General features: G+C 41.2%; 13 protein-coding genes. 7 read left to right on the top strand and 6 right to left on the bottom strand.

The genetic code is table 11. The features are described 5' to 3' along the window. Positions 1–70: 70 nt before the first annotated feature. The 5 genes from AB6E85_RS07540 to AB6E85_RS07520 all read left to right on the top strand — a co-directional run bounded on the left by AB6E85_RS07540 (position 71) and on the right by AB6E85_RS07520 (position 5,917). On the top strand, positions 71–436 hold the full coding sequence (locus tag AB6E85_RS07540; RefSeq protein WP_048610975.1) for a hypothetical protein: 366 nt from the start codon (positions 71–73) through the stop codon (positions 434–436). 115 nt (positions 437–551) lie between these two features. Beyond that, a complete protein-coding gene (locus AB6E85_RS07535) occupies positions 552–1,736 on the top strand; it encodes an FIST signal transduction protein (protein WP_372142091.1) in 1,185 nt (394 codons plus the stop codon). After that, on the top strand, positions 1,736–3,457 hold the full coding sequence (locus AB6E85_RS07530; RefSeq protein WP_372142089.1) for an ATP-binding protein: 1,722 nt from the start codon (positions 1,736–1,738) through the stop codon (positions 3,455–3,457). Before AB6E85_RS07535 ends, AB6E85_RS07530 begins: the two co-directional genes overlap by 1 nt. A gap of 917 nt (positions 3,458–4,374) precedes the next feature. Next, a complete protein-coding gene (locus AB6E85_RS07525; protein ID WP_048615960.1) occupies positions 4,375–4,977 on the top strand; it encodes a porin family protein in 603 nt (200 codons plus the stop codon). A gap of 337 nt (positions 4,978–5,314) precedes the next feature. Continuing rightward, positions 5,315–5,917, top strand: a complete 603-nt coding sequence (locus AB6E85_RS07520) for a DUF2971 domain-containing protein (RefSeq protein WP_372142087.1) — start codon at positions 5,315–5,317, stop codon at positions 5,915–5,917. Between the two features lie 94 nt (positions 5,918–6,011). Here AB6E85_RS07520 and AB6E85_RS07515 read toward each other — a convergent pair whose 3' ends face one another. From AB6E85_RS07515 to matP, 4 genes are all read right to left on the bottom strand, one after another. Next, entirely contained in the window at positions 6,012–7,232 is a 1,221-nt protein-coding gene (locus AB6E85_RS07515) for a hypothetical protein (RefSeq protein ID WP_372142085.1), read from the bottom strand. 144 nt (positions 7,233–7,376) lie between these two features. Then, on the bottom strand, positions 7,377–7,688 hold the full coding sequence (locus AB6E85_RS07510; protein WP_372142083.1) for a hypothetical protein: 312 nt from the start codon (positions 7,686–7,688) through the stop codon (positions 7,377–7,379). Between the two features lie 105 nt (positions 7,689–7,793). Next, positions 7,794–8,102 carry a DUF3634 family protein gene (locus tag AB6E85_RS07505; protein ID WP_048612126.1) on the bottom strand — a complete coding sequence of 103 codons (309 nt, stop codon included), beginning with the start codon at positions 8,100–8,102 and terminating at the stop codon, positions 7,794–7,796. Between the two features lie 23 nt (positions 8,103–8,125). Next, a complete protein-coding gene (gene matP, locus AB6E85_RS07500; RefSeq protein ID WP_017059673.1) occupies positions 8,126–8,581 on the bottom strand; it encodes a macrodomain Ter protein MatP in 456 nt (151 codons plus the stop codon). A gap of 189 nt (positions 8,582–8,770) precedes the next feature. Here matP and AB6E85_RS07495 point away from each other — a divergent pair, with 189 nt between their 5' ends. Continuing rightward, on the top strand, positions 8,771–10,423 hold the full coding sequence (locus AB6E85_RS07495; RefSeq protein WP_372142081.1) for an AAA family ATPase: 1,653 nt from the start codon (positions 8,771–8,773) through the stop codon (positions 10,421–10,423). A gap of 70 nt (positions 10,424–10,493) precedes the next feature. Next, complete coding sequence (fabA, locus tag AB6E85_RS07490; protein WP_017059675.1) at positions 10,494–11,009, top strand: bifunctional 3-hydroxydecanoyl-ACP dehydratase/trans-2-decenoyl-ACP isomerase; 516 nt, start codon at positions 10,494–10,496, stop codon at positions 11,007–11,009. 254 nt (positions 11,010–11,263) lie between these two features. Here fabA and rmf read toward each other — a convergent pair whose 3' ends face one another. Beyond that, a complete protein-coding gene (gene rmf / locus AB6E85_RS07485; protein ID WP_017059676.1) occupies positions 11,264–11,437 on the bottom strand; it encodes a ribosome modulation factor in 174 nt (57 codons plus the stop codon). Between the two features lie 161 nt (positions 11,438–11,598). Further along, complete coding sequence (locus AB6E85_RS07480) at positions 11,599–13,317, bottom strand: DUF3466 family protein (protein WP_372142080.1); 1,719 nt, start codon at positions 13,315–13,317, stop codon at positions 11,599–11,601.

Here is a 13,317-nt window from a genome sequence, read left to right as displayed (position 1 = left end):
CTTACGCTTGGTCTGGAATTGGATTTTTATTTAAAAACTTTGAACTTTGTAACAAGGAGTAAAGATTATAATGGCGGCACAAAAGCTAACAAAAGGCAGGCTTGTTCAAATTATCGTCATGTTGGTTATTTTAATAGCTGCATTTACTTGGAGAACAGTAACATACGATAATAACGAAACAGTAAACTGTATAGTTTCAAAACCTTGTGAATTTGGTATTGATAATCATAATGTTTTAATTTCGGGCGATAACCTAGGGTATTCGATCGAAACATCTAAAACTGGCAAATTTATCATTAGCTATAATGAAAGCGGAATTCTGGAAGAAAAAGGGCCATCAAATTGGCTGTTACAAACTAATGATAAGACCTCCTCAATAACGGTTACATTTCCACAACAGGTGAGCACGTTTTCTGTAAACTTGTCCAAAGAGTAACAGAGATAAAACTGGGGCACGCCTCGGGTCTTTTGATAGAAATATGTACCAAATCAGTGAAACACAATGCATTAAAGTGTTATAAAGAGAGCATTAATAAAGTTACCCAGAATCTATGAAATTTCTATCAAAAGTCTCTTACTCCCTAGACGATAAAATCGCAGTAGATGAGTTGCTCAGCGGGGTGGAAAACCCTGACGATATTGCTTGTCTTATTTGCTACTGCACAGAAGAGTATTCGACACTCGCTGTGCAGAGATATTTCGTAGATGCTCTCCCGAACACTCCCATACATGGCTGTACTACTTGTCACGGCATTATGACCGAAACTGGTTTTCATTCTGGTCCAGTCATTGGCGTCCTCATTATTTATGACTCGGGGATCAACGCCTATGGTACGGGAATCGAACATTTCAGCGACTCCATAGGCCGCAGTACCTTCAGCGCGATCGACAAAGCACTCAAGAACGCCAACCGAGAAGGTGAAATTCCTGATCTTATCTTGCTGCATTCCACACCGGGTAACGAAGAAAAGGTGATGGCGGCTATCGATAAGAAATTTGGTACTGAAGTGCCAATTATTGGTGGCAGTGCTGCAGACAACCAGGTTTCCGGAAATTGGAGTATCTTCACCGAAGAGTCGCTGTCTATAAATGGTGTGTCTTTAACGGTAGTGTTTGCGTCTCAGTCCATCTATTCCTCTTTCAGCGCTGGTCATACGCCTACGCGGTATTCAGGCACCGTGACCAAAGTAAGAAACCGAATTTTGTTGGAAATAGACCATAGGCCAGCCGTCACCGTTTACAACGAATGGACTAATTTCCACTTAGGTGGCAGTGATGATGGCTATATCTTCGAAAAGTCGTCAGTCTACCCATTAGGCAGGAAAGTCGGCTCTTCTTACGATTACCCATATTTCAAATTGTCTCATTCGATCAGAGAGACGGAGTGTAATGGGATTGAGCTATTCACAGACATCAGTGAAGGTGACACCATCTACTTGATGCAAGGTTCTAAGCAGCAGTTGATTAGCCGCGCCGCGAATATCATTCACTCCTCATACTACAACGACATGGATCTTGAAGAGAAACTAGGGGCGATCAATATCTTTTGTGCAGGCCCAATGTTGAACCTTAAACAAGATATGGATGAGGTTTGTGACCAAATAAATCAAGCACTTAATGGGCTTCCATACATATGTCCATTTACGTTTGGTGAACAAGGCAGGCTCTCTGGTGGTGAGAGTGCACACGGGAATTTAATGGTATCGTCTGCAACGTTTTATAGGTTGAAAAAGTAATGGGTTCTGAAGGTCAAGAAGCGCTGCAAGAAGCACGTATTGAACTGCAAAAACTAAAAGCCCGTGAGCGAAAACTGGCTGAAGAGAACAGGGTGATCTTATCAACGATCTCTGCGATCAGTAAGGCAAGTAACATATCTGAGATATTCTCCAGCCTTGAGTTCGTGCTCAAAAAATACATTAAGTTTGATGACTTTATCGTGGTATCAAGGGTAGGGAACGAAGGCAGTTTCAAAACCCTACTAAGCAATAACAAGGTCTTCGAACAGATGAATTGGAGCGATTGTGGCAAGCTATCGCGAGTCATCAATGGTGAATGCGCCATTCTTTTCGAACCCAAGTCTCTTGGGGAATTCAACTCTCTGCATCCCATTGTTCTCGACCAAATCAACTCCGTTCTTATTACGGGTATAGATAGCGGACTAACACAATCCGTCATCATATTTATCCACTCAAATACCAAGCACTTTAGTATTGAAACCAAGGCCACACTAAACCGTTTCCGACCGTTGATAGAGCGTGCTGTTTTCGATATTGAGAACAAAGAAAAGCTTGAAGCAACCGTTCGAGAACGTACAGCAGAGCTTGTCACAGCAAGAAAAGACGCAGAAAGAGCCAACAAGGCCAAGTCTGAATTCCTCGCGATGATGAGTCATGAATTAAGAACACCGCTAAATGCCATCATTGGCCTGATAGACACCCTAAAATCCACATCATTGAACGAAGAACAACAGTCTATACTGCTTAATATGAGCACATCATCTGAGCTTTTATTGGCAATTATCAGTGACGTATTGGATTTTTCTAAGATTGAATCTGGATGTTTCTCGTTGGCTCCTCAATGGAGCAACGTAAGAGACACTGTAACTTTTGTATTATCAGAACAAAAGAAGACAGCAGACGATAAAGGTTTGGCGCTAACAATAACCAGTGATATCCCTGAGGGTGAACTGCATTACATCGACCCAAGCCGATTAGCACAGATCCTATTTAACCTGATTGGTAACGCGATTAAGTTTACCGAGCATGGGCATGTCCATGTTTCTATCAAGTACCAGCAGAGCTCTTTCTATATAACAGTGGAAGACACAGGGATTGGCATTAGCTCGCAACAACTTTCGTCGCTGTTCAGTCCATTTGTACAAGCTGACAGCACAATCACACGTAGATTTGGTGGCACCGGTTTAGGCTTGGCTATCACTAAAAGACTGGTTGAGCTAATGCGCGGGCGCATATCGGTAGAGAGTGAGCCTGGAAAAGGTTCCAAATTTGAAGTACAACTACCAGTGCTTACTAGAGTTACGAATAATCTGGCCAACAACGAAGATGAATCTTCACGAGAGTTAAGAAGCCGTTATTCAGTGTTAGTTGTCGAAGACAATCCAACCAATCAAATGGTGATCAAATTAATCCTAACACGACAAGGCCACGAAGTTTTCATCGCAAGCAACGGTGAGGAAGCGATTGGTTTTGTGGAAAGAGCCAATGACTCGATAGACATTATCTTAATGGATGTGTCGATGCCGGTCATGGATGGATTAACCACAACCAAATACATGAGAGACGCAAACATCAAAACACCAATCGTCGCGCTAACAGCACACACATCAGTAGAAGACAAATGTTCGTGCTTAGATGTTGGTATGAATGATTTCGTGACCAAGCCAGTAAGAACCAAAGAGATCACAGAAGCAATTGATCGATTAATGCTTGAAGTCTAATAAACGTATTCTTAATCGAAGATTAGGAAATATGTTTATTAGGTATTTTATGGTAAATAGCCTTACTGTTAAATAGAACGTCGATTTGATAGATAAACAAGAGGCAGGGCATCACACAAAGATACCTGCCTTATAAACACCAAAACCAATTTAACATAATATGCATAATACGCACCGAAGGAGATTGAAATCTGAGGGGTTTCGAGCCTTATTACTCGCGGATTTTACGTACAGCGACGCATAAATCTATCTATTTAATTATTTTATGGCTTTGACTCGACGTTAATTGAACTAAATCGTGATGGCTTTATCACATGTCTGCTCAAACTTAATTAAGACTTCTGATTACGAATGCCTCTCCAAAGTTATGAGTGTTAAAAGCTATTACGCTGATTTTGCTTACCAAAAGAACCTAGATGATTAACGCTTCCACTAACTCTCGATCTATTGTCCGTACTACCAATAAACTGAAAAGACTTGGTTACTCTTGTTCGCTAGGTTTAACGATCCCAAAAGACTAAGCGTACTCTCGAATCATCTAGTCTTGTTTATCTATGTTGGGTTGTTCTTCACCAAATTGAATCAACTATTAACGCCATCAGCAACATCCGGACTCGCTTTTCAAACCACTGACTTTGAATTGTCTGATGCTCAACAGCCATTGTTGCCAAACTGCGTTGCCATCCAAAACGTACTTCTATAAACAACCTGGCTGGCAATAAGTTACAGTGCAACACAAATACTATTCGACACTGTCTGGACTGGAGTACTTTGTCTCATAACTGCGATAATGACACTTCTATTACCAACAAGCCTTTAAAATCAGATACTTAGGCTGGTTCTCAATTAGTTAGAGTATCTTTTGTTTGTTAACATATTCTGGAACTGAATAACTTAAATCTTAGAAGGCTCTTTACATGAAAATCAGTACAATCGCCCTATCGCTATTCACCGCTTTTTTTGGCATCAGCTCGCAGGCGCTTGCTAGTGAAAACGAAAACTCACCTAGAGAGCATGGTCATTTTTATGCTGGTGTTGATATCGGCTTTTATAATGAAACTGAATTAGAATATCGTGGCAGCGCCATTGAAGATTCATCTGATCTATCAGACTTTAGCTATAACTTGGTTGGGGGCTACGAATTCAATACACACGATGTCGTCAAACTGGGACTAGAGGCCGAGTACCGAAAAATCGGAAAAGTTAACTATAACGACTTAATGGATATTGAAGGCCAAGCTTTCTTCGTAAACATTAAACCAAAGTTTATTGTTAAAGGTGACGTCTTAGATCTGTATGTATCTCTATTAGCCGGTGTTGGCTCTATGGATATGGAAGCGAAAGCTTTTGGAGTATCAGACTCTAAGTCTGAAGCGGCCTACCAAGTCGGTGCTGAGCTTGGTGCGATAGTGACAGACAATATCGACATTCATATTGGTTACCGCTTTGCAAACGTTGAAATTGAATCCATCGATGTATCACCTCAAACCGCTTATCTAGGTGCAAGATACCACTTCTAAACTTGATTCACTCGTAGGCTCAATACTACTAAAGCCGTCCTTTTAAAGCTCGGCTTTAATTTTGATCACCTATTCCCTACTCGACCTCTACTTTGACAAGACAATTCAACCACAAATAAAGTTACGTTGTATCTTCTGTAAAAAGTTACAACTTGAAAGCTTTGCCTTAACGCAAAATAAACCACTTTAACAGGCTACTATTTTGTGTTTAAATTTTGATCTATCAAACAGTTATATTAATTAATTTGGTGATTAAGCAATCAAATGCTATGCATTCAATCCTTAAAAATAAATTAAAGTGTTAACATCAGGCAATTTTGTAAACTAGGTGTTTGATATGTTGCCTAAACTTTATAAGTTCAGATCGCTCCACGACAGAAACATACAATCTATTTCCGAGTGTTCGTTGTGGTTTGATTACGCTAAAACTTTTAATAACCCTTTTGAATCTAACCACGTATTCAACAAAGAGCTTCAACAAAACTTTAAGATCATGTGTTTCTCTCAGTCGAGCGACCACCCAATACTATGGTCTCAATATGGTGACAACTTTAAAGGCATGTGTATCGAGTATGATCTCAACTGCTATAACGGCGAGGCCAACCTCAACTGTTTTGAAGTCCAGTATGAAGACGAACCTAGTATGTTCCACCCGGCATCGCTAAGTGGTTTACAAACAGCAAGACTGGGAGCTGAGATATTCAAAATTAAGCATTCTAATTGGCGCTATGAAAAGGAATACCGTTGGGTATTACCTAATGATGAGATGATCGGAAATAAACTCTACCTTAATAGAGAGTGCCTAAGCTCGGTGATTCTGTCAGAGCATGCTCCTGCCGACAGGAAGTTAAAAGTTCTGATGACTTGCCAGCGCCTTGGTATCCCTGTCAAACACGCAATAGCAAAGCAAGAGTCGTTTACCTTCGAAGTGGTCTGTTAAGCGAAATAAGCAATATTATATCTACAATTCAGTCACTTACCTAAAGTTACAGCGCAACAATAAAAGAGAGCCACATTAAATGTGGCTCCCTTTTCTACATGTTCGTCGTCAGTTTTCCAGGCACTTTATCTTGCATCTGCTCAATGGTCGCGATAGACATTTGAACAGTTGAAAACCAATAAGGTCGGTGCTTAACGTTAAATAGTTCACTATTATCTAACGCCTCGAAAACAGAATATTTTCTACCTTGAGCCAAAGCTGCACCATAAACTGTTCGCTCAAGTACTGGAATGTCATTCACTTCCTCTAGAAGTGCCCTCTTGATAAACTGGTTCCCAGGGCTCCAATCGATAAATTCAACGAGATTTTTTAGTAGCTTAAGCTCTAGTTGCTCGAACATTGCTTCGAGAAACTGTGTGTTTGGCATCACTTCAGTACAAGCATAATATTCGTCATGCTTGTCACTTGCTTCACGATAACCAAGCATCGTTTTTACCAATGCGTCTTCAAACGTTGAAGAAAAGTGATTACAAATTAAAAACAAAGGCAGAACTCTCAACACGCCAAGTAAAATGCCTACGTTAGGGTCTTTAACCGACGTTTCTAGAAGTCGAATTCGAGTTGCATTGGACGTCGCGACTAAATGTTGCCAAACCTTAGGTGTAATGTGTTTAATATTTGCATCATTCCACTTAATCAGCTTCTGGCTCATTAGCAAAGGAAACAATAAACGGCAGTTTTCGATACCAATCTGTTGTGCTGCAACCTTAGGGTCGAGAATCACTTTGGACTTTCTGCCGTATTTCTCGTTAAACTCGGGATTGGAAACAAATTCGATTAAATTTGAACTCAATAATCGATTCGTTTCTAAAACCTTATGCAACTTAGAAAAATTTAAGGATGGTGAATACGCAACACTAACGAATTGATTGTAATCGGGTAAGTCCGAGAATAGTGAACTTATTAGTGTGCCTTGAAGCTTCTCAAGCATTAGAACCGAGGCTGCATTACTAACATCATCGATAACATATCTTAAGGTTTGTTGCTTCGCGTTGACTTTTTCACGATGAGCATTAACTCTATCTTGTTCACAGCGCAGCAGAATACGTTGATTATGAGATATGCGGTCAGATTCATCAAATATGACGCTATCACAATACCTTTTTTCTAAACTTAATAACGTGTCTACTGTAGATTGCGCTAGTTTATATTCAGGTGAGATTAACCATCGATTAAAGCGAGCTTCAACATTGCTTGAGACCTTCCTAGAGATCTCAACTACTTCAGGGGTATAACATTTACTTTCTAACAACAACCGTGACTTTCCTTTGCCGTAAATACTCTTGTGTCGGCATATCCTGCCTTTATAACAAAACTAATATTAATGGAAATTAGAGATTGGTTCACGAAATTGTTTCAATGAAATCAAGATTATTTAGTTATAGTGCGCTTAAGGCAGCTAATACGTGATATATAGCCGGATATACTTTTCTGGAAAGCTGTATTTGAACTTTGTCTTCTTCGGCAAGTACTTTTTCGCCTGTTTGCAAACGTTGCTATCACCAGACGTTCTCACCTTTTTGATTCTTGCGTAACCTTTAGAGTGCTTCATCTCAATCATAAGATCGCAATAACCATCGAAATCAACATTGCTCTTGTTGAGCCCTTTCATGACGGTGACTTTGATTTTTTTAGCGACGGGATTAACCAATGCATCGTCGGCAAAAGCAACTGGGGATAAAAAACACAATACGAATACTAAATATCTCATACTGCTCTCTCTTTGTTGAAGGTGAGAACAGTATGCGGAGATTTAAAGAAAATGAAGGATTAAATTAGTATGAGGATTGACCAGCTCATGCGTAACTCTAAACGATTACGCTTTCTTTGAGCCTTTAGACTTAAAACCATTATGCGGGAACACGTTACGAATACGTTGTTGTACGTTTTTAGGCACATCTTTAGTGAACTTGAGATTGTAGCCAGAGCGCTTAGCATACACTTTTAACTCACCTTTAAAGGCGTTGTTGTGACCAATTTCTTGAAGGTTGTGCTTAAAGCTCGGTGGAAGATGACCTTTAACTTGTTCGATCGCCCCATCGCTAAATTTGATTTTTAATACCGGTCGATCAACAGCAACTAACCAAAAGACCAACGCCGCACCGATTAAGATCACGTACATCATAATGTCACCACTACTGTTGATGATTATTTATCGTCAGAAAGAAGCTTGCTTAAGTCTTCTTTGAGACTGGTTACTGTTTTGCTCGCCTGTTCACTGCGGGACGCTTCGCTAACCAAATACTCGATGGCATCTGAGAGCGTACAGCCTAGCTCGTTCGCGCGTTGAGATAGCTTTTCCCATACTCGGTAATCAAGGTCGATTGATTTTTTCTTTGTATGAACTTGTTCAGCATTGAAGTGGCGTTTTCTCTTAGCTCTGATCGCTTGTTTAAGCTTGTTATCGAGCTCAGGAGACATGTTATTAGATATCCACTCAAGGACACCTGTAGGTTGGTGTTCGAGCTTCAATAAGGCTTTAACAGCAACGTCAGCTTCACTTGAATCAATGTGGCAGGTGATCGACTCGCCTTCTTTCCATTTTTTGACCAGATAGTTCCATTTCCAACCACATTCCAAGTTTTCAAGTTGCTGATATTTCATGTCTAATCTCGAGAGTTAATCCTAGTGACAGCGTAACCCAAAATGGGCTATTTAACAATTATTGTCTTGAAAGAATAGACCAAGATCATACTTATATTAGCTTAGTGATTAGTAACTACAACATAGAGCTACAAGCGAGATCGGTTTTTCTATATACTCCCTACCTCATTATCATAATCAGAAACTTAAATGACTCAAGTAGATTGGCGACATGTTACGCCTCAGTACGACGAATATAGCGCTCAATTAGAGCAATTCCCTGACATCTCGCCTTTCCCGTTTTCAGATATTCAACATAGATTCAAAGATGCGCTAACCCGCTTTGTCCGTTTGTCTAACCTTTCGCGTGTTTTACTTGTAAACGCTCCAGACAATTCGATCTATCGTCAAATGATTGTTGAATCTCTAGTCACTGCTTTAGATGATCACACTCTACCGGTTATAAAAACTGAGTCTTTAAATGCTGTTTCTCTGTTTGACCAAGTTCAATCGAAAGACGGTAAGGTTGTTGCGACAAAGCCCGGCCTACTGGCTAGAGCAAACAATGGCTACCTGATCGTTTCAGCAAACTTGATCTTGGCCAACCCAGGAAGCTGGTTACTGCTTAAATCAGCACTGCTTGGTGAAGCCGTAGAGCCTATCAGCAGCAATCCAGAGCACTTGAACCAATCCCCGACTTTGCCTTTGACTTACAACATTAAGTTGATTGTCGTTGGAGACAGAGCTCAACTAGGTGACCTTGATTACCTGGACAGCGATATTCAAACCGGTTTTTGCCTATTTAGCGAAATTGAACAAGATATCAAGCTATCTGAAGATACTTTGACTCAATATCTTGGTTACCTTAAGTGGCTTCAACAACGCTATGAATTGCCAACCATCACGCAACAAGCGTTGACGGGCATTCTTACTGCCGGAGCAAGAGAGACTGAAGATCAGAGCTATATTCCATTATGTCCTATTTGGCACAATGCGTTATTGAACGAAGCTTTGATTGAATCCGACAATGGCGAGATTGATATTCACCATATCCAACAAGCTCAACAGCACAAATACAACCGTGAATCGTACCTACCAGAACGCGCTCTTGATGATATTCGAGATGGCCAAGTCATTATCGAAACCGAGGGCGAACAAGTTGGTCAAGTTAATGGTCTGACGGTTATCGATGTTCCAGGACACCCGATCTCTTATGGTGAACCTGCACGAATTTCCTGCGTTATTCACTTTGGTGATGGTGATATTGCCGACGTTGAGCGCAAAGCCGAGTTGGGTGGTAATCTTCATGCTAAAGGTATGATGATCATGCAAGCATTTGTGAGCAGCGCACTAAACCTAGAAGATCCGTTGCCATACGCGGCTTCTGTTGTGTTTGAGCAATCGTACTGCGAAGTCGATGGCGATAGTGCTTCTCTAGCGGAACTTTGCTCTCTGGTGAGTGCTTTGTCTGAATACCCTATCAATCAACAAATAGCGGTTACTGGTGCAGTAGACCAATTTGGTCGTGTACAAGCTGTTGGCGGGCTAAACGAGAAAATCGAAGGCTTCTACCATGTGTGTAAACATAACGGCCTAACAGGCGAACAAGGTGTGATCCTACCAAGATCGAATTTAAGACACCTTGCACTAAAGCCTGACCTTATTGAAAGCATTAAGAATGAAGAATTCCATATTTGGTCTGTGTCTAATGTAGACGAAGCAATTCCTCTCATTATGAACAAGCCATTTAGAGACGATGAACAAGAAAGCGTTCTGAGTAAAATCGCGGAACGTATTGAAAACTTTGAAAGACATGAGCGCCCTATTGGAATCGTTGGACGCATTAAAAACTGGTTTGTCTAGTACTGATCGGACTTGTTTAGCGTACACCTGTTCACTAATATGCACCTATCAAAAATCGGAGTAATTGATAATGCAAAACAAACGTGATTCTTACACTCGCGAAGAGCTTCTAGCATCAAGCCAAGGCGAACTATGGCCACAAGGCCCTCAACTACCAGCACCGAACATGTTAATGATGGATCGCATCACTAAGATGTCTGAAACTGAAGGTGATTACGGTAAAGGTTTAGTTCTTGCTGAGCTGGATATTACTCCTGACCTATGGTTCTTCGATTGTCACTTCCCGGGTGACCCAGTAATGCCTGGTTGTCTAGGCCTTGACGCAATGTGGCAGCTTGTTGGCTTCTACCTTGGTTGGGTTGGCGGCGAAGGTAAAGGTCGTGCTCTAGGTGTTGGCGAAGTGAAATTCACAGGTCAAATTCTACCTACAGCGAAAAAAGTAACTTACGAGATCCACATGAAGCGCGTTGTTAACCGTCGACTAGTGATGGGCCTAGCGGATGGTCGCGTACTTGTTGATGGTAAAGAGATCTATGTTGCTAAAGATCTGAAAGTTGGCCTTTTCCAAGATACGTCAGCATTCTAATCTAATAGTTAGTTTTTTAATAAAGCAGCCCATGGCTGCTTTATTTTCATTCCAACAAAATTAGTTATAGTGCGCTAGGGTATCCAAGCCCGATTGTGAAATAGGTTAAACCCACCAGCAACGCGCTCTTATGATAGCGAAATTATAATACTTTTAGCTCTGGGGATCTTGGCATTCTTCTGAAACTAACAAGGCCCCAGCCGTTGAAATCAACAGACAATGGAGCCCTGACCTTTAATTCCTTGTGCCCTATTCTACTTATAGAGACCTGATTGCTTGTCATCTTTGGCGTCACGCCATCCACCTAACCAATAAGACCGAGAATCCATTTGGCTATATGGGCAAGCTTCTTGCGACCGTCCATTTAAACCAGCCTTGTAGCCTTGAGATTGTGCTCGTTCTAGTCGATCACGCTTTTGTCTCTTCATAGTGCAGTCCTCATACGGGTGTTCCATTTACTAACATACAATGATTACAACTTTGCGGAGTTTTTGTGACTCCAACTTTAAGAATCGATCAAATTTTCAATTTTCTCAAGGCGAAAAAAAGCCCGAGTTCAGAATTGTGAACTCGGGCTCAAGAGATAAAATTATTTAAATTTTCTGCGGAACCCCAATAGACCAAGCACAGTCAAAGCTAACCAACCTAGGCTACCACCTTGGCGCTCGACTTTCTCGGTGTCGGTGCTACGAGTCTGGATATCTTCTTCAGTAGCACCGCTAATAGGAACCAACTTAACTGCGACAACCTCTTCAACTGCGTTGGAAGCAGCTCCGCCACAGTAGGAGTTATGTGCAGTTGTGTCATAAGGTTGCGCTGTACCATTTACAGTACACTTGATGGCAGTTCCCGATATAACACCAGCATCATTAATGTCTGTCGCATCGATCACACGGAAATAATTATTAGCGTTAGAATAGTCCTGACCATCAGTATTAGCACCATTAGTTAAGTCATCTAACCACCATGATTTGCTGCGAAAAACACCACTGTAACGTTCCGTCAACGTACCTGAAACATCGTCAGATTTATAGGGATAAATAAAACCACGGTGTCGACGCTCGCTACCATCAACCTCACGAGTTGTTTCTGCGTCAATCTGGCCAACAAACTCATTGAAGTTATTCACCGCTTTAGCTTCACCGCTCGAACCACCGAAGAAGATACCACCAGACAAGTACGTTGCAGTCGGAGTTGATGCATCAGTTACAACGAAAATCTTATTACCTGCGCTACCACTCTCTGGGACATAACCGTTACGCTTAGAGTAGCCGACAGCAAACAAGTTTTGGTTAATATCACTTAAAACTGAGTTACTATATCTAGCATCATCACTTGACGAACCTGACTTAACTTCTGCGCCGGACACAACTCTCGTTTCCCAAGTTGCGGTCATAAGATCTAAACCGCTACTAACAAATACACTAGCGTTCATATCTTGTAAATCACCACTCCCATTAGCAGTGTTAAAACCAACGCCATAGATCTCATTATTATCAATGGTCAATGACCGCATACTTCCTTGAGCTAAATATTCCCCTTCCTTAGCAGATCCACTTCTGATCCAATCGATCTCTTTTGTGGTAGTTCCATCCCAGATAGCAGCTTTGGAACTAAAAACATCACCTTCGTCATTAGTTTGGTTTGTTGAAATACTGCCAACATTATAAGTAGTTGAATTGTAGGTTAAGCTGCCCCAAGCTCGCGTTTCTGAATCGTTATCATCAGGCGCACCAACTGTTGCTATTGCTGTATTTCGTATATCTTTACCATTTGATTTAATGCCTAAAGGTCGAGCATCTAGATCTAAAGCAGTAATAACTGTATTAGTAGTAGTAAATTCGACTAAGCCCTCAACAAAAGCTTGGGCATTAAGATAACTATAATCGCCCTTCTCTTGACGCCATGTGCTCCAGCGTTGATCGGCCCAGCTTTCACAAGTTGAATATCTAAGCTCACGATAACAATAGTTTTCAAAGTCGTCGTTTTCTTGTATATATCGAAAAGAAGCGTCCATAGCAAATGGGACTTCCTCTCGATAGCTTACCGCTTCAACAGTATCACGAGTTTCACCAGCAAGCTTAAATGTACTGTCCGCACAATTGGTCGCGGCCGAATCAAAACATCCTAGTGCAAGATCATTCGTTCCGTCTGAAGCAGTACCAGGTTGAATCGCAACACCAAAGATCTCAGATGCACCCGTAATCGAAGGAGTAACTTCAACTACCTTATAAAGCGCAGCGTTCGCGTTAGTTGCAGCAAAAACTAATGCTGCAACTGTTGTTAATTTAAATTTAGTACAAGTCAT

Source organism: Vibrio sp. 10N.247.311.51 (assembly GCF_041467855.1).
GTDB classification, from domain to species: domain Bacteria; phylum Pseudomonadota; class Gammaproteobacteria; order Enterobacterales; family Vibrionaceae; genus Vibrio; species Vibrio coralliirubri.
The sequence above is the reverse complement of the archived record's forward strand: the minus strand, read 5'-3'. Positions and strand labels throughout refer to the sequence as shown.

Excerpts from the sequence above, each read along its gene's own strand:
- AB6E85_RS07540 (WP_048610975.1), top strand. The coding sequence starts at position 71 with ATGGCGGCACAAAAGCTAACAAAAGGCAGGCTTGTTCAAATTATCGTC.
- AB6E85_RS07535 (WP_372142091.1), top strand. The coding sequence starts at position 552 with ATGAAATTTCTATCAAAAGTCTCTTACTCCCTAGACGATAAAATCGCA.
- AB6E85_RS07530 (WP_372142089.1), top strand. The coding sequence starts at position 1,736 with ATGGGTTCTGAAGGTCAAGAAGCGCTGCAAGAAGCACGTATTGAACTG.
- AB6E85_RS07525 (WP_048615960.1), top strand. The coding sequence starts at position 4,375 with ATGAAAATCAGTACAATCGCCCTATCGCTATTCACCGCTTTTTTTGGC.
- AB6E85_RS07520 (WP_372142087.1), top strand. The coding sequence starts at position 5,315 with ATGTTGCCTAAACTTTATAAGTTCAGATCGCTCCACGACAGAAACATA.
- AB6E85_RS07510 (WP_372142083.1), bottom strand. The coding sequence starts at position 7,688 with ATGAGATATTTAGTATTCGTATTGTGTTTTTTATCCCCAGTTGCTTTT.
- AB6E85_RS07505 (WP_048612126.1), bottom strand. The coding sequence starts at position 8,102 with ATGATGTACGTGATCTTAATCGGTGCGGCGTTGGTCTTTTGGTTAGTT.
- matP (WP_017059673.1), bottom strand. The coding sequence starts at position 8,581 with ATGAAATATCAGCAACTTGAAAACTTGGAATGTGGTTGGAAATGGAAC.
- AB6E85_RS07495 (WP_372142081.1), top strand. The coding sequence starts at position 8,771 with ATGACTCAAGTAGATTGGCGACATGTTACGCCTCAGTACGACGAATAT.
- fabA (WP_017059675.1), top strand. The coding sequence starts at position 10,494 with ATGCAAAACAAACGTGATTCTTACACTCGCGAAGAGCTTCTAGCATCA.
- rmf (WP_017059676.1), bottom strand. The coding sequence starts at position 11,437 with ATGAAGAGACAAAAGCGTGATCGACTAGAACGAGCACAATCTCAAGGC.
- AB6E85_RS07480 (WP_372142080.1), bottom strand. The coding sequence starts at position 13,317 with ATGACTTGTACTAAATTTAAATTAACAACAGTTGCAGCATTAGTTTTT.